Below are 15,676 nucleotides of genomic sequence, written 5' to 3'. Positions count from 1 at the left end.
CTACCGGCGTGTGTCCGATCGGGCTTCGCCGGGGCTCGACCTCGGCAGCCCTACCCAACCGAAGCAACGCTAAGGCCTGTCACCGAGCAGACGCGGCAGCAGCAGGCTCTGGTAGAGCCGCGGGAAGCAGCGCGCCAGCAGTCGCGCCTTCCAGCCCAGATTGGACAGCACCAGCAGCCGGCGCCGCCGCAGCGCACCCTGGTAGATCGCCTCGGCGACGTCCTGCGCCGAGGACACCCGGCCAAGGTCCAGCATCGGCTGCGGCGCCGTGGAGCCGTCACCGACCAGCACGTTCTTGCGCAGATCGGTGGCGGTGTAGCCCGGACACACCAGCATGACGTTGACCTCGCTGCCCTCGAGTTCGCCGCGCAGCGTCTCGAACAGGCCGTGCAAGGCGTGCTTGCTGGCGTTATAGGCGGCGCGCTCGGGTATCGGCGCGTATTGCGAGAGCGAACTGAGCACGACGATCTGCCCCTGGCGGGCGATCAGGCTCGGCAAAGCGGCCTGGGTGCAATGCAGCGCCCCGTAGAAGTTCACCGCCATGACCCGCTGGAAGACCGTCAGGCTGGTTTGCGCGACGCGGCTGCGATGGGTGATCCCGGCATTGTTGATCAGCACGTCGATACCGCCATAGCGCTCGACGACCAGCGCCACCGCGCGTTGCACCGCCTCGGCATCGCTGACGTCGCAGCGCAGGCCGAGCGCCCCGGCGTTATGGTGGTCGGCCAGATGTTGCACCAGCCCGTCCAGTGCGTTCTGCTCGAGGTCGAAGATCACCAGTTGCGCACCGGCCTGCGCCATGCGTACCGCCAGGGCACGGCCAATACCGGCGCAGCCACCGGTGATCAGCACCACCTTGCTATCGAAGACCTTGCGGTCGAACACCTTGCGCTGCATGCACTCGCTCCTTCGCGTCATCATCGGCACTTCGATTTGAGCATAGGCCGATGTCCGCGGACACTTCTCTGCGCGGCAAGACGCGACATGGACAAGCGATCGTCGCTTGCCCATCCTGATACGATCAGCGCAAGGCAGCGATCCCATTGAAACCGCTTCTATTCCTCATCCTGGCCGCGGCGTTCGGTGTTCCGGCCACAGCGACGGCCGATCCGGCCCCCCAACGGGTGCTGAACGTCGGCTACTACGACTTCGCCCCGGCCATATACAGCGACTCGCGCGGTGCGGCGCGTGGTGAAGTGGCCGAGCTGACGCGCCGTGTGGCCAGGCGCGCCGGCTATGCGGTGCGCTTTCGCGCCTTGCCCAGCGCGCGCCTTTACGCGGCGCTGGAGAACGGCAGCATCGATCTCTGGCCCGGCGCCCAGGGCAAGCCCGGGCTGGCCGCGCATACGCTCGAAGGGCGGCACACGCTCAGCCGCATCAACCTCAACCTGTACTTTCGCCCGGACACCGCGCCGCCGCGAATCCCCGTCGACCTCGCCGGGCGGGCGGTGATACTCATCAGCGGCTACAGCTACTGGCCGAGCGTCAACACGATACTCGACGACCCCGCCCTGGACCTGCGCCTGCTGCGCACCAGCAACCACGTCTCGGCCCTGGAAATGCTCCGGCGCGGGCGCGGCGACTACCTTCTCGATTACCAGATCCCGGTGGAACAGGCGCGCCAACGGCTGCAGATGGAGGCGCTACCGTACGTGCGCCTGGAGCAGGTGCCGATCCGCTTCATCGTGTCCCGCCATGCCCGTGACAGCGCGACGATCGTCGCCGCGCTCGACCGAGCCTACGAGGACATGCTCGCCGCCGGCGAGGACCTCAGCCTGCCGACGGACTGAAGCACTACTGCCCGCGCGGCTTGACCCTGGCGGTGGGCTCGGCGACCAGCGGGTCGTCCGGCCAGTAGTGCTTGGGGTAGCGGCCCTTGAGGTCCTTCTTCACTTCGGCATAGGTGTTGGCCCAGAAGCTCGCCAGGTCCTGGGTGACCTGCACCGGCCGCCGCGCCGGCGACAGCAGGTGCAGCTTGACCGCCTGCCGGCCGCCGGCGATGCGCGGCGTGTCGGCCAGGCCGAACAGCTCCTGCAGGCGCACCGCCAGCACTGGCGGCGACTCGGTGTAATCCAGCCGAATCCGCGAGCCGGACGGCACCGCGAGGGCGACCGGGGCCTGTTCTTCCAGGCGCTGCGGCAGCGGCCAAGGCAACAGCGTGGCGAGCATGCCGGACAGCTCCAGTTGAGCGAAATGCGCCAGCCGCGAAACCTTGCCGATATACGGCAACAGCCAATCCTCCAGCCGCTCGAGCAGCGCCGCGTCGCTGACGTCCGGCCACTCGCTGCTGCCGCCGTTGGCCAGGTCCAATTGCCGCAGCAGACCGATGCGCGCCTGCCACTGGCGCAGCTCGGGCGTCCACGGCAGCAGTTCCAGGCCCTTGCGCCGCACCAGATCAAGCAGAGCAGCCGCGCGGGCCTGATCGTCCAGCCCGGGTAGCGGCTCGCGCGCCAGCACCAGCTCGCCGATACGCCGCTGGCGCTCGGCGCGCAGCGCACCCTCGCGTTCGTCCCACTGCAGTTCGTCGCGCTGGCTGACCTGCTCGGCCAGCACGCCGTCGAACAATGCCGGGTCCAGTGCCACGGCACGGTAGATGCGCTCCTCGCGCTGGCCCTGGTGGCTGCCGAGTTCGGCGATCACCAGCCAGGGCTCCTTCATCAGCGCGTCCGGCTCGCCGAACTGCGCCGCCCGGCCATTGGCCAGGCGGTACTCGCCACCGCCTTCGCGGCGCTGGCGGGCGACCCGGTCGGGATAGGCGAAGGCCAGCAGCGCAGCAAGGGCCTGGCGCTCCTCCAGCACGCCCGCTCCATTGCCGACCGGCCCGCGCAGCAGGCCGCGAAACTGCCGGGACAGCTGGCGTACCCGCTGCACGCCGCTGCCGCGCGCGCTCTGCAGCTGATGCAGACGCAACGCCAGGTCGGCGCCGCCGCCGCGCTGGATGTCGCGCTCCACCAGCAATGCCGCGACGTCCGCTGCCAGCGGGCCGATGTCCAGTGCCTGGCCGCGCAGCAGCATATGCGCCAGCCGCGGGTGCGCCGGCAGTTCGGCCATGGCCTGGCCATGCGCGGTCAACTGCCAGCCGCCACGGGCATTGCGCAGCAGCGCACCGAGGCGCTCGAGCAGCGCCTGGGCCTGGGCGTAGGCGGCCGCCGGCGGCTTGTCGAGCCAGGCCAGCTCGTCCGGCTCGACGCCCCAGCGCGCCAGCTGCAGGGCGACGCCAGCCAGATCAGCCTGGAGAATCTCCGCCTCGCCGTAGGCGGCCAGTTGCGCATGCTGCTCCTGCGACCACAGCCGGTAGCACACGCCCGGCTCCAGGCGCCCGGCACGCCCGGCACGCTGCGTCGCCGAGGCCCGCGAGATGCGCCGCGTCTCCAGGCGGGTCATACCGCTGCCGGGATCGAAGCGCGGCACCCGCGCCAGGCCGGCATCCACCACCACCCGCACGCCTTCGATGGTCAGGCTGGTTTCGGCGATGTTGGTGGCCAGCACCACCTTGCGCCGGCCAGCCGGTGCCGGCTCGATCGCTGCGCGCTGGGCCGACAATTCCAGCTCGCCGTGCAGCGGACAGAGCAAGACATCGCTGCGGCCGTCCAACTGCTCGGCCAGCGCCGCGTCGACCCGGCGGATCTCGGCCTGCCCGGGGAGGAACACCAGCACGCTGCCGGTTTCCTCCTCCAGCGCCTGAGCGACGGTCTGCACGACACGCGCCTCGATCCGCTCGCCGGGCTGCGCGGACCGTCCCCAGCGCAACGCCACCGGGTGCATGCGACCCTCGCTGCGCACCACCGGGGCATCGTCGAGCAGGCTGGACAGCCGCGCGCCTTCCAGCGTCGCCGACATCAGCAGCAGCTTCAGCGGTTCGTCGCGTAGCAGCAGCCGTGCATTGAGGGTCAGCGCCAGCGCCAGGTCGGCGTCCAGGCTGCGTTCGTGGAATTCGTCGAAGATCACCAGGCCGACGCCTTCCAGCGCCGGGTCGTCCTGCAGGCGGCGGGCGAGGATGCCTTCGGTGACCACCTCGATGCGGGTGCGCGGCCCGACCCTGCTGTCCAGGCGGATGCGATACCCCACGGTCTCGCCGACCTTCTCGCCCAGCTCGCTGGCCAGGCGCTCGGCCGCGGCACGTGCAGCAAGACGGCGCGGTTCGAGCATGACGATCGACTGCCCGGCGAGCCAGGGCTCGTCCAGCAGCGCCAGCGGCACGCGGGTGGTCTTGCCGGCGCCCGGCGGCGCTTCCAGCACGGCTTCGTCGCGTGCTCGCAGGGCCTGGCGCAGCGCCGGCAGGGCTTCGTCGATGGGAAGGGAATTCATGGACACTCGCTTAGCGGGCTGTTGAAAAACTACCTGCGTTGCCATCGCGGCGTTAAAAACAGGCTCGTGCGCGAGCCCGATCAAAATGCTCATTTACAGCTCGTAAACTGCGCTTTTTCGCCTATTTTTGCCTTGCGCTGGCTGCCTCGCCTACGTTTTTCAACAGTCCCCCTAGGGCCGACGACTCGACAACCGAGGCGCCCGCCCGAGGCGAAGCGAGGCGCGTCAGTTGACGCTGTAACCGCGTCCGGTCAGGCAGGCGCCGAGCGCACGCTTATAAGTGTCGGCAACCGTTGCGGCCGGTGCCGACTGTGCGCTCGCCGGGTCGAAGCCACTCTGGTTCACGGCCCAGGTATGGCACTCGTAACGGTCGCGGCTCTGCTGCTCGGCACTCTGGCCCTTGGCCGGATAGGCGATGACATCATAACGCGTGGCCTCGCTGGCCGGCAGCGGCGGCTGGCTGACCGGCTCGTAGACGTTGCGCTCGGCGTTCCACAGGTAATAGGTTCCCGCCGCGATGAAATAGAGCATGCTGCCGATCCAGATCTCGCGCGCACCGGCCGGCAGGCCGTGGCCATGGCGCGGGCCCGGCGCATGATAGCGCGGGCCGTCCGGCCTGCCATGCGCCCCAGGGCCCGGACCAGGGCCGGGCGGCGCGGCGAATGCCGGAAAGGCGAGACAGACACAGAGCACGGTGGCAAGACTTGCGCGTGACAATGACCAGGACATGATGCAGCTCCGGATGACGAGGGGATTGGCAGCGTCCATTATCCGCGCGCCCGGCAGGCGCTGACGTCAGGCCAGTGTAAGGACTTGGTAAAAGCTGCGAGTCACCGCGCCGAGGGTGCCTGGCTCAGCGAACAGCCGATTGCGCGGCGTGGTCTGATGTCGAGAAAACATCATCCAGCCCTTGTATAGTTGCGCCAGTTTTCCAGGAGGTCCTTATGCGTACTCGTTCCCGTGTCATCGGCGGCGTGTTGGCCGTGTCCCTGTTCACCCAGCTGTCGGCCTGCGGCACGCTGTTCTACCCTGACCGCCGCGGCCAGATCGACGGCCGTATCGATCCGGCGATCGCCGTGCTCAATGCCGTCGGGCTGCTGTTCTACGTGATCCCCGGCCTGATCGCCTTCGGCATCGACTTCGCCACGGGCGCGATCTACCTGCCGGACGATCGCTACTCCATCGCCCCGGAGAAACTGCAGGACGCCATCGGCGCCGACGGCCAGATCGATCAGGCCCGCCTGAAGGCCATCATCGAGAAGGAAATCGGCCGCAGCCTGCCGCTGGACGACCCGCGCCTGATCCAGCACGACGGCAGCGTCGAGCAACTGGCGGCCTTCGGCCTGCGTCCTGCGGCGTGATGACGGCTGCGAGCGCAACCCGCCGATGAGCATCGATCACGAATATGCCCGGCTCATGCGCCGGGCCAGCGCTGCAGCACTGGCAACGGCGATCCTGCTGGCGCTGAGCAAGGCCGTGGCCTGGTGGCTGAGCGGTTCGGTAAGCCTGCTGGGCGGCCTCACCGACTCGCTGCTCGACGGCGCCGCCTCGCTGCTCAACCTGCTGGCAGTGCATTACTCGCTGCGCCCCGCGGACGACGATCACCGCTATGGCCACGGCAAGGCCGAGGCCCTCGCCGGGCTCGGCCAGGCGGCATTCATCTGCGTCAGCGCGATCCTGGTCGGGGTGCAGGGCATCGACCGCCTGCTGCATCCGCAACCCTTGGGTGCCCAAGGCGTCGGTATCGCGGTCATGGTGTTCTCGCTGGCGATGACCGCCCTGCTGCTGAGCTACCAGCGCCACGTGGTCAAGGTAACCGGCTCCACCGCGATCCGCGCCGACTCGCTGCATTACCGCTCGGATCTGCTGCTCAACGCCAGCATCCTGCTGGCGCTGGTGCTCGCCGGTTTAGGCTGGGAGCGCACGGATGCGCTGTTCGGCATCGGCATCGCCTTCTACATCTTCTGGAGCGCGGTGAGCATCGTCCGGCAAGCCGGTGCGGTGCTGATGGATACCGAGCTGTCGACCGAGATCAGCGAGCATATGCAGCAGTTGGTCAACGAAGTGCCGGGGGTGCATGGCTGCCACGATTTCCGCACGCGGATCTCCGGGACGCGCTGGTTCGTGCAGATGCACCTGGAGCTGCCCGGGGAGCTGCCGCTGTCGCAGGCCCATGACGTATGCGTGGCGGCCGAGCAGGCGATCAGCACGCGCTATCCGCAGGCCGAGGTGCTGGTGCATGCCGATCCGCTGGAGGTGGCTCCGCCGCATCGCTGATCGAAAGGACGAGGGGGACGATGCCAGACGGGCATCCCCAACGAAAAAGACCACGCCAAGGCGTGGTCTCTTCGATTCGGTCTGGCCGATGATGACGGCTTCTTCGCGCGGCGCCTCGTGAGCACCGGGGGCCCGGACCGTCGGCCTGGGTAAGGCCTTCGGCGGTCACGGCGGGGATCGCGTGCCGTGCCCGTTCCTGCCGGGGGCTGAAGTTGAGGTAAAGCTTACGCCCCCACGCCCGACAGGAGATTGCGAAGATTGCTTTCAAGACCTCCTCTTGCGCAATAACTCATCTTCAAGCAATCATCTTGCGCAACATTCGTCCGGAAGCATCTCGTCATGAGCAAACTCGATCGCTACGACCTGCGCATCCTCGGGCAATTGCAGCACGACGCCCGCATTTCCAACCAGGAGCTCGCCGAACGCATCGGCCTGTCCCCCTCGCCCTGTTCGCGGCGGGTCAAGCAGCTCGAGGACGACGGGTATATCGCCCGCCAGGTGGCCCTGCTGGACCGCAAGCAGCTCGGCCTGACGCTCACCGCCTACGTGCTGATCGGCATGGACCGGCACACTCCGGAGCGCTTCGAGCACTTCGAGGATGTCATCGGCAAATGCCCGCAGGTGCTGGAATGCAGCCTGGTCACCGGGATGGACGCCGACTATCAGCTCAAGGTCGTGGTGCCGGACATGGAGCACTACCAGCAATTCCTGCTCGGCACACTGACCCGCATCGAGGGCGTCTCCAGCGTGCGCTCCAGCTTCGTACTGCGCCAGGTGGTCTCCAGCACCGAACTGCCGCTGGAACACCTGCGCGGCTGATCGGGGAGAAGCCAGGGCGTATACTACGCCCCGCTCGGGCAGCGCCGTGTAGCCAAGCCGGCTACCACGGGCCTGCCCCGCCACCCATTGTTCGGAGAATTGCATGGATCCCGAGGTGTTCGAGAAGTGGATGATGATCATCCTGGTCGGCGGCCTGATCGCCTTCATGGCTTTCATCATCTGGGACCTGGCGAAGAAATCGAAAGCCGGCCGGCTCGGCACGGCGATCCTCTTCCTGGGGCTGGGGCTGTGCCTGTTCGCCTTCCTCGCCAAGCCGATCATCGGCTACATCATCGAAGTGACCCAGGGCATTCCGCACTGACCCGACCCAGGCTGGCGGCGCTACAATTTCGCCAGCGCCTCGCGCCACTCCCCCGGCTGCAAGCCGTCCAGCGCCCAGGGCCCGATACGCACCCGCACCAGCCTTAGCGTCGGCAAGCCGACCGCGGCGGTCATGCGCCGCACCTGGCGGTTGCGCCCCTCGCGAATCACCAGCTCCAGCCAACTGGTCGGCACGCTCTTGCGAAAGCGCACCGGCGGATTGCGCGGCCACAGCACGGGTTCCTCCAGCCGCCGTGCCTCGGCCGGCAGGGTCGTGCCGTCGTTGAGCTCGACGCCTTCGCGCAGGCGCTGCAGCTGCTCGTCGCTGGCCTCGCCCTCCACCTGCACCCAGTAGGTCTTGGGCAGTTTGTGCTTCGGATCGGCGATACGCGCCTGCAACCGGCCGTCGTTGGTCAGCAGCAACAGGCCTTCGCTGTCGCGGTCCAGGCGCCCGGCCGGATAGACGCCCGGCACCGGGACGAAATCCTTCAGGGTGGCGCGGCCATCGGCATCGTTGAACTGGGTCAGCACGTCGAACGGCTTGTTCAGCAGCAACAGACGCGGTTCGGCCGGCGGTGCCTTGGCCACGCGGCGAAGCGGAGCCTTGCCGATGGTGCGCGGCTGGCGGGGGCGAGGTGGACGGGCCATGGGCGATTCGGCTGGGTTTCAGAGCGGGACATGCTAGGCGCCGGCCCCGCCTGCGGCAAGCCGGGAAAAGCAAATGCACCATAACGGTGCGAATACGTCCAGGCAACGCCTCGACCGCCAGCCCCATGCACCAGCCTGGTTCGCTGGCGAGCGCAGGCGGGTCTGAAATAAAGGAAATACTCCTTTATTTTCAATGTATTGCTTCAACTGGCACGGATGCTGCGATAGCGCTCCACGTCCCAATGGACCCACCCACAGTTGCGCACGGACAGCCAAGGAGCCACTCACAATGAAACGCCGTCCCCTACTGAAGTCCACCCTCGCCGCCAGCGCCCTGATGCTCAGCGGCCTGTTCCCGTTCACCCTGCAGGCCGCCGAGACCATCAAGGTCGGCATCCTGCATTCGCTGTCCGGCACCATGGCCATCTCGGAGACCTCGCTGAAGGACATGGCGCTGATGACCATCGACGAGATCAACGCCAAAGGCGGCGTGCTCGGCAAGCAGCTCGAGCCGGTGGTCGTCGATCCGGCCTCCAACTGGCCGCTGTTCGCCGAGAAGGGCCGCCAGTTGCTGACCCAGGACAAGGTCGCGGTGACCTTCGGCTGCTGGACCAGCGTGTCGCGCAAGTCCGTGCTGCCGGTCTATGAAGAGCTCGATGGCCTGCTGTTCTACCCCGTGCAGTACGAAGGCGAGGAGCTCTCGCCGAACGTCTTCTATACCGGCGCCGCGCCGAACCAGCAGGCGATCCCGGCCGTCGAGTATCTGATGAGCGAGGACGGCGGTAGTGCCGAGCGCTTCTTCCTGCTGGGCACCGACTACGTCTACCCGCGCACCACCAACAAGATCCTGCGCGCTTTCCTGATCAGCAAGGGCGTGCCGGAAGCGAACATCGAAGAGGTCTACACCCCCTTCGGTCACAGCGACTACCAGACCATCGTCGCCAACATCAAGAAGTTCTCCACGGGCGGCAAGACGGCCGTGGTCTCGACCATCAACGGCGACTCCAACGTGCCGTTCTACAAGGAACTGGCCAACCAGGGCCTGGAAGCCACCGACGTCCCGGTGGTCGCCTTCTCGGTCGGCGAGGAAGAACTGCGCGGCATCGACACCAAGCCGCTGGTCGGCCACCTGGCCGCCTGGAACTACTTCCAGTCGGTGGAGAACCCGGTCAACGAGCAGTTCGTCGGCAAATGGAAGGCCTACGCCAAGGCCAAGGGCCTGCCGGGCGCCGACAAGGCGGTGACCAATGACCCGATGGAGGCCACCTACGTCGGCATCCACATGTGGGCGCAGGCCGTCGAGAAGGCCGGCACCACCGACGTCGGCAAGGTGCGCGACGCGCTGGCCGGGCAGACTTTCGAAGCGCCGAGCGGCTACACCCTGACCATGGACAAGACCAATCACCACCTGCACAAGCCGGTGATGATCGGCGAGGTCCAGGAAGACGGCCAGTTCTCGGTGGTCTGGGAGACCGAAAGCCCGGTCCGCGCCCAGCCGTGGAGCCCCTACATCCCCGGCAACGACAAGAAGCCGGACTACGCGGTGAAGTCGAACTGAAGCGGCGTGTAACAAGCAACGTCGTACGGCTTTTGTAGGGTGGGCTGAAGCCCACCAGTGGATGCCCAGGCGGGCTGAAGCCCACCCTACGAACACTGGTCCTTTCGTAGGGTGGATGACGCCTTTCTCATCCACCATCCGACGCCGCAAGCTCCACCAAGAGAGCACGCGGCGCCCTTGGGGAATGCATAGATGAACACTGCCCTGCACCGAATTCTTCTGCTGCTCCTGCTCGCCCTGCCCTGGGCAGCGCAGGCCGGAGACGCGACCGACTATGCCCACGCCAGCCCGGCCAGACAGGCGAAGCTGCTGGAACACTGGGCCGCCGCGCCCGCACCGGAACGCCTGCCACTGATCGAAGCGCTGCGCGCCAACCGCGTCGCCATCGACCAGGACAAAACCCCCTTCATCGAAGAAGCCGGCGGCTATCGCGCCCTCGAAGGCGATGCCGAACCGGTCGGCACGCCGAAGAAGCTGCGCCTGAACAATCGCCTGCGTGGCCTGCTGAATACCGCACTGGCCAGCCACCAGCTGTTCGCCGACGACCCGGCGCAGCGCCTGAGCGCCGCCAAGCGCCTGCAGCGCAGCGGCAAGCCGGAGCAGTTGGCGCTGCTCGAACAGCGCCTCGAAGCCGAGGATGACCCGGCCGTGAGCGAAGCCCTGACCCTGGCACTGGCCAATCTGCAGCTGGACGCCGCCGATCCGGCCGTGCGCCTGGCCGCCGTGCGCCTGCTCGGCGAAACCGGCGCGCCCATGGCCCGTGTGCGCCTGGAAAACCTGCTCGCCGACGAAGCGGAAACCGACGCCGCCGTGCGCAAGGCCGCCGAAACCAGCCTGGCGCAGGTCAAGCGCAAGCTGCTGTTCGGCGAACTGCTCGGCCAGGCCTTCAGCGGCTTGAGCCTGGGGAGCATCCTGCTGCTCGCCGCCCTCGGCCTGGCGATCACCTTCGGCCTGCTCGGCGTGATCAACATGGCCCACGGCGAGATGCTCATGCTCGGCGCCTACACCACTTACATGGTGCAGGTGCTGATGGCCCGGCTCGCCCCCGAGGCGCTGGCCTTCTACCCGCTGGTGGCGTTGCCGGTGGCCTTCTTCGTCACCGCGGCCATCGGCATGGCGCTGGAGCGTACGGTGATCCGCCACCTCTATGGCCGGCCGCTGGAAACCCTGCTGGCGACCTGGGGCATCAGCCTGATCCTGATCCAGGCGGTGCGCGTGCTGTTCGGCGCGCAGAACGTCGAGGTGGCCAACCCCGGCTGGCTCTCCGGCGGCCTGCAGGTGCTGCCGAACCTGGTGCTGCCGTACAACCGCATGGTGATCATCGGCTTCGCGCTGTTCGTCGTGCTGCTGACCTGGCTGCTGCTGAACAAGACCCGCCTCGGCCTGAACGTGCGCGCGGTGACGCAGAACCGCAACATGGCCGCCTGCTGCGGCGTTCCGACAGGCCGCATCGACATGCTCGCCTTCGGCCTCGGCTCCGGCATCGCCGGGCTCGGCGGCGTGGCGCTCTCGCAGATCGGCAACGTCGGCCCCGACCTCGGCCAGGGCTACATCATCGATTCGTTCCTGGTGGTGGTGCTCGGTGGCGTCGGCCAGTTGGCCGGCAGCATCTTCGCCGCCTTCGGCCTCGGCATCGCCAACAAGATCCTCGAGCCACAGATCGGCGCCGTACTGGGCAAGATCCTGATCCTCGCGCTGATCATCCTGTTCATCCAGAAGCGCCCGCAGGGGCTGTTCGCGCTGAAAGGGAGGGTGATCGATTGATGTCCATCGACCGATATCCCTCGGCATACCGTAGGGCGGGTGAAACCCGCGAATACGACGCCGGCATCCGGCACGTTCGGGGGGTTTCACCCGCCCCACGCAACGGCACAGCCGCCATCCACCTTCGGCAGGAGTGCTGCGCATGAACCAGCCCCTCACGCTCACGGCCGCGCAGAAAGCCGGCCCGAAACTCACCGCCGTGGCCCTCGGCGCGGTACTGGCGGTCCTCATTGCCATGCCGCTGCTGCATCTGCTGCCGGCCGACCACGCGCTGCACGTCTCGGCCTACAGCCTGACGCTGGTGGGCAAGATCCTCTGCTACGCCATCGTCGCCCTGGCGCTGGACCTGGTCTGGGGCTATGCGGGATTGCTCTCGCTCGGCCACGGCCTGTTCTTCGCCCTCGGTGGCTATGCCATGGGCATGTACCTGATGCGCCAGAGCGCCGGCGACGGCCTGCCCGCGTTCATGAGCTTCCTCGCCTGGACCGAGCTACCCTGGTACTGGTATGGCACCTCCAGCTTCCTCTGGGCGATGTGCCTGGTGGTGCTGGCGCCGGGCCTGCTGGCCTTCGTCTTCGGCTTCTTCGCCTTCCGCTCGCGGATCAAGGGCGTGTACTTCTCGATCATGACCCAGGCGCTGACCTTCGCCGGCATGCTGCTGTTCTTCCGCAACGAGACCGGCTTCGGCGGCAACAACGGCTTCACCGACTTCAGGACCATCCTCGGCTTCCCGATTGCCGCCCCGGGCACCCGCGCCATGCTGTTCCTCGCCACCGTCGCGCTGCTGGCCGGCAGCCTGCTGCTGGGCTGGAAGCTGGCACGCAGCAAGTTCGGCCGCGTGCTCACCGCACTGCGCGACGCGGAGAACCGCCTGATGTTCTGCGGCTACGATCCGCGCGGTTACAAGCTGTTCATCTGGACCCTGTCGGCGGTGCTCTGTGGCCTGGCCGGCGCGCTCTACGTGCCGCAGGTCGGCATCATCAACCCCAGCGAGATGGCGCCGACCCAGTCCATCGAGGCCGCGGTCTGGGTCGCCCTCGGCGGGCGCGGCACGCTGATCGGCCCACTGCTGGGCGCCGGCATCGTCAACGGCATGAAGAGCTGGTTCACCGTGGCCTTCCCCGAATACTGGCTGTTCGCCCTCGGCGCGCTGTTCATCATCGTCACACTGTTCCTGCCCAAGGGCGTGATCGGCCTAGTGCGTCGGAGGGGCGAACCATGAAAGTCGTACCGACTCCCGAAGTCATCGACCCCATCGACACCCGTGGCAGCGGCCGCGACGCCATCGGCCTCGGCCGTGCAGCGGGCGAGGGCCTGGATGCGCGCCACGGCACCATCCTCAGCCTGGAAGACATCAACGTCAGCTTCGACGGCTTCAAGGCGCTGACCGACCTCAGCCTGTATATCGGCGTCGGCGAGCTGCGCTGCGTCATCGGCCCCAACGGCGCCGGCAAGACCACCATGATGGACGTCATCACCGGCAAGACCCGCCCCGACAGCGGCAGCGCCTGGTTCGGCGACACGCTGGACCTGACGCGCATGAGCGAGGTGGAGATTGCCCAGTCCGGCATCGGCCGCAAGTTCCAGAAACCCACGGTGTTCGAGGCGCTCAGTGTGTTCGAGAACCTTGAGCTGGCGCAGAAGACCGACAAGTCGGTGTGGGCCAGCCTGAAAGCGAAGCTCAACGGCGAGCAGCGCGAGCGCATCGACGAGGTGCTCGCCACCATCCGCCTCGAAGCCTCGCGCAATCGCCCGGCCGGGCTGCTGTCGCATGGCCAGAAACAGTTCCTCGAGATCGGCATGCTGCTGATGCAGGACCCGCAACTGCTGCTGCTCGACGAGCCGGTGGCCGGCATGACCGACGCCGAGACCGAGTTCACCGCCGAGCTGTTCAAGAGCCTGGCGCGCAAGCATTCCCTCATGGTCGTCGAGCACGACATGGGCTTCGTCGGCACCATCGCCGACCACGTCACCGTGCTGCATCAGGGCCAGGTACTGGCCGAGGGCTCGCTCGAAACCGTGCAGAACGATGAGCGGGTGATCGAGGTTTATTTGGGGCGCTAACAGCAGCGGCAAGCCACAAGCTGCAAGCCACAAGTAAAAGCGGCGTCGTGCCAGCTCCTACTTGCAGCTTGAGGCTTGGAGCTTGCGGCTTTGAAAATGGGGAATTGAATCATGCTGCAAGTCCAGCAACTCCACCAATACTACGGCGGCAGCCATATTCTGCGCGGCCTGACGTTCGAGGCGAAGGTCGGCGAAGTCACCTGCCTGCTCGGGCGCAACGGCGTCGGCAAGACCACCCTGCTCAAGTGCCTGATGGGGCTGATTCCGGCCAGGGAAGGCGCGGTAACCTGGGAAGGCAAGGCCATCACCGGCTACAAGCCGCATCAGCGGGTGCAGGCCGGTATCGCCTACGTGCCACAGGGGCGGGAAATCTTCGGCCGGCTGACAGTCGAGGAAAACCTGTTGATGGGCCTGTCGCGCTTTCCCGGTAGTCAGGCCAAGCAGGTACCGGAATTCATCTACGAGCTGTTTCCGGTGCTCCGGGAAATGAAGCACCGGCGCGGCGGCGACCTCTCCGGCGGCCAGCAGCAACAGCTGGCCATCGGCCGCGCGCTGGCCAGCCAGCCGCGCCTGCTGATCCTCGACGAACCCACCGAAGGCATCCAGCCCTCGGTGATCAAGGAGATCGGCGCGGTGATCCAGAAACTCGCCGCCAAGGGCGACATGGCCATCCTGCTGGTCGAGCAGTTCTACGACTTCGCCGCCGAGCTGGCCGATCAGTACCTGGTGATGAGCCGCGGCGAGATCGTCCAGCAGGGGCGCGGCGAGACCATGGAAACCGATGGGGTGCGTGGGCTGGTGGCCATCTGAGCCGCCCACAAAATGCACCAAAAATATGCATAATTTTGCAAGCGCACCAGACAGGAGCGCATCGCCTCGGCGAAATATTCCCCGCCGGCACCCGGGATGGCAGGCCAAGCCCCGGCAGCGCTGGCCTGCCACGCCACGCACCAATGCGGCGCATAACGGGCACGGCGATTGCTCTGCTCCCACGCACCGAAGGAAAAAAGCCCAGACGCCCGATGAATGCCCCCGCCCCGCTGTTCACTCCCCACTGGCACGCCGAACTGGAACTCGGCTACGCCCGCATAGGCGACGCCAGCCGGCCCGTGCTGCGCCGCCACAAGGGACCGTTGCGGGTGCAGAAGCACCTGTATGCCGAGGGGCCGGAGGTCTGCCAGCACATCATCGTGCATCCACCGGGCGGTATAGCCGGTGGCGACCGGCTGGACATCGGCGCCACGGTCGGCGCCGGCGCCTGGGCCCAGTTGACCAGCCCCGGCGCGGCCAAGTGGTATCGCGCCGCCGCCCCGGCGTTCCAGCAGTTGCAATTGCGCGTCGAAGCCGGCGCCACCCTGGAATGGCTGCCGCAGGAAACCATCGTCTATTGCGCCGCGCAGGCCGAGCTGAGCACGCGCATCGAACTCGAAGGCGATGCACGCCTGTTCTACTGGGACATCACCGCCCTGGGCCGCCCGGCCGCGAACGAACGTTTCGAAGCCGGGCATTTCCAGGCGCGGCTGGACATTCGCCGCGATGGCCAACTGCTCTGGCACGAGCGCCAGCGCGTGGCAGGCGGCGACGGCCTGCTGGACTCGCCGATCGGGCTCGACGGTCAGCCGGTGTTCGCCACCCTGATCACCAGCGGCGAGATCGACGCCGAGCTGCTGGAGCGCTGCCGCGAACTGCCGAGCCGGGTTCGCGGCGACCTGACGCAGTTGCCGGGGCTGATCGTCGGCCGCTGCCTGGCCCGCGAAGCACTGCATGCGCGCGCCTGGCTGATCGAGCTGTGGCGCCTGCTGCGCCCGGAGCTGCTGGGGCGCGAAGCCGTACCGCCGAGAATCTGGAGCACCTGAGCACGACGCTTTCATAGGAGCTGGCTTGCCAGCGATGGGATCACTGATCGCCGGCAAGGAC

The 15,676-nt window shown here is 67.3% G+C and carries 15 protein-coding genes; 11 read left to right on the top strand and 4 right to left on the bottom strand.

Annotation, left to right across the window (positions count from 1 at the left end; genetic code table 11):
• Nucleotides 1-69: 69 nt before the first annotated feature.
• Nucleotides 70-897 (bottom strand): SDR family oxidoreductase, encoded by an 828-nt coding sequence (locus IN820_RS20535; RefSeq protein WP_193682740.1) that lies wholly within the window; start codon nucleotides 895-897, stop codon nucleotides 70-72.
• Nucleotides 898-1,043: 146 nt separating this feature from the next.
• Between IN820_RS20535 and IN820_RS20530 the strand changes: the two genes are divergently transcribed.
• Nucleotides 1,044-1,790: a substrate-binding periplasmic protein gene (locus IN820_RS20530; protein ID WP_193682739.1), complete on the top strand. Its 747-nt coding sequence runs from the start codon at nucleotides 1,044-1,046 to the stop codon at nucleotides 1,788-1,790.
• Nucleotides 1,791-1,794: 4 nt separating this feature from the next.
• Here the strand turns inward: IN820_RS20530 and hrpB are convergent, their stop codons facing one another.
• The gene (gene hrpB, locus IN820_RS20525; RefSeq protein WP_193682738.1) at nucleotides 1,795-4,308 is read right to left on the bottom strand and encodes an ATP-dependent helicase HrpB; all 2,514 of its coding nucleotides are present in this window, start codon (nucleotides 4,306-4,308) and stop codon (nucleotides 1,795-1,797) included.
• Nucleotides 4,309-4,533: 225 nt separating this feature from the next.
• Entirely contained in the window at nucleotides 4,534-5,037 is a 504-nt protein-coding gene (locus IN820_RS22735; RefSeq protein ID WP_235989212.1) for a hypothetical protein, read from the bottom strand.
• A gap of 215 nt (nucleotides 5,038-5,252) precedes the next feature.
• On the opposite strand from IN820_RS22735, the gene IN820_RS20515 reads away from it, so the two are divergent.
• The 4 genes from IN820_RS20515 to IN820_RS20500 all read left to right on the top strand — a co-directional run bounded on the left by IN820_RS20515 (nucleotide 5,253) and on the right by IN820_RS20500 (nucleotide 7,726).
• Nucleotides 5,253-5,669, top strand: coding sequence for a polyribonucleotide nucleotidyltransferase (locus IN820_RS20515; RefSeq protein ID WP_193682737.1), 417 nt, complete (start codon nucleotides 5,253-5,255; stop codon nucleotides 5,667-5,669).
• Between the two features lie 25 nt (nucleotides 5,670-5,694).
• Complete coding sequence (locus IN820_RS20510) at nucleotides 5,695-6,585, top strand: cation diffusion facilitator family transporter (RefSeq protein ID WP_193682736.1); 891 nt, start codon at nucleotides 5,695-5,697, stop codon at nucleotides 6,583-6,585.
• A 339-nt stretch (nucleotides 6,586-6,924) separates the two neighbouring features.
• Nucleotides 6,925-7,404, top strand: a complete 480-nt coding sequence (locus IN820_RS20505) for an Lrp/AsnC family transcriptional regulator (protein WP_193682735.1) — start codon at nucleotides 6,925-6,927, stop codon at nucleotides 7,402-7,404.
• 103 nt (nucleotides 7,405-7,507) lie between these two features.
• Nucleotides 7,508-7,726, top strand: coding sequence for a DUF2788 domain-containing protein (locus tag IN820_RS20500; protein WP_193682734.1), 219 nt, complete (start codon nucleotides 7,508-7,510; stop codon nucleotides 7,724-7,726).
• A gap of 20 nt (nucleotides 7,727-7,746) precedes the next feature.
• Here IN820_RS20500 and IN820_RS20495 read toward each other — a convergent pair whose 3' ends face one another.
• Nucleotides 7,747-8,313 (bottom strand): pseudouridine synthase, encoded by a 567-nt coding sequence (locus tag IN820_RS20495; protein ID WP_193682812.1) that lies wholly within the window; start codon nucleotides 8,311-8,313, stop codon nucleotides 7,747-7,749.
• Between the two features lie 349 nt (nucleotides 8,314-8,662).
• Here IN820_RS20495 and urtA point away from each other — a divergent pair, with 349 nt between their 5' ends.
• From urtA to IN820_RS20465, 6 genes are all read left to right on the top strand, one after another.
• Entirely contained in the window at nucleotides 8,663-9,931 is a 1,269-nt protein-coding gene (gene urtA, locus IN820_RS20490; protein ID WP_193682733.1) for an urea ABC transporter substrate-binding protein, read from the top strand.
• 192 nt (nucleotides 9,932-10,123) lie between these two features.
• Nucleotides 10,124-11,695, top strand: coding sequence for an urea ABC transporter permease subunit UrtB (urtB, locus tag IN820_RS20485; RefSeq protein ID WP_193682732.1), 1,572 nt, complete (start codon nucleotides 10,124-10,126; stop codon nucleotides 11,693-11,695).
• Between the two features lie 142 nt (nucleotides 11,696-11,837).
• Complete coding sequence (urtC, locus tag IN820_RS20480; RefSeq protein WP_193682731.1) at nucleotides 11,838-12,917, top strand: urea ABC transporter permease subunit UrtC; 1,080 nt, start codon at nucleotides 11,838-11,840, stop codon at nucleotides 12,915-12,917.
• Nucleotides 12,914-13,759, top strand: a complete 846-nt coding sequence (gene urtD / locus IN820_RS20475; RefSeq protein WP_193682730.1) for an urea ABC transporter ATP-binding protein UrtD — start codon at nucleotides 12,914-12,916, stop codon at nucleotides 13,757-13,759. The genes urtC and urtD overlap by 4 nt, the downstream gene beginning before the upstream one ends.
• Nucleotides 13,760-13,870: 111 nt before the next feature.
• Nucleotides 13,871-14,569, top strand: a complete 699-nt coding sequence (urtE, locus tag IN820_RS20470) for an urea ABC transporter ATP-binding subunit UrtE (RefSeq protein ID WP_193682729.1) — start codon at nucleotides 13,871-13,873, stop codon at nucleotides 14,567-14,569.
• Between the two features lie 212 nt (nucleotides 14,570-14,781).
• The gene (locus IN820_RS20465) at nucleotides 14,782-15,615 is read left to right on the top strand and encodes an urease accessory protein UreD (RefSeq protein WP_193682728.1); all 834 of its coding nucleotides are present in this window, start codon (nucleotides 14,782-14,784) and stop codon (nucleotides 15,613-15,615) included.
• The last annotated feature ends 61 nt before the right edge of the window (nucleotides 15,616-15,676 follow it).

It is taken from the genome of Pseudomonas lopnurensis (genome assembly GCF_015070855.1).
Taxonomy (GTDB): Bacteria; Pseudomonadota; Gammaproteobacteria; order Pseudomonadales; family Pseudomonadaceae; genus Stutzerimonas; species Stutzerimonas lopnurensis.
Note: the sequence above shows the minus strand (reverse complement) of the source record. Positions and strands in the feature narration are given on the sequence as shown.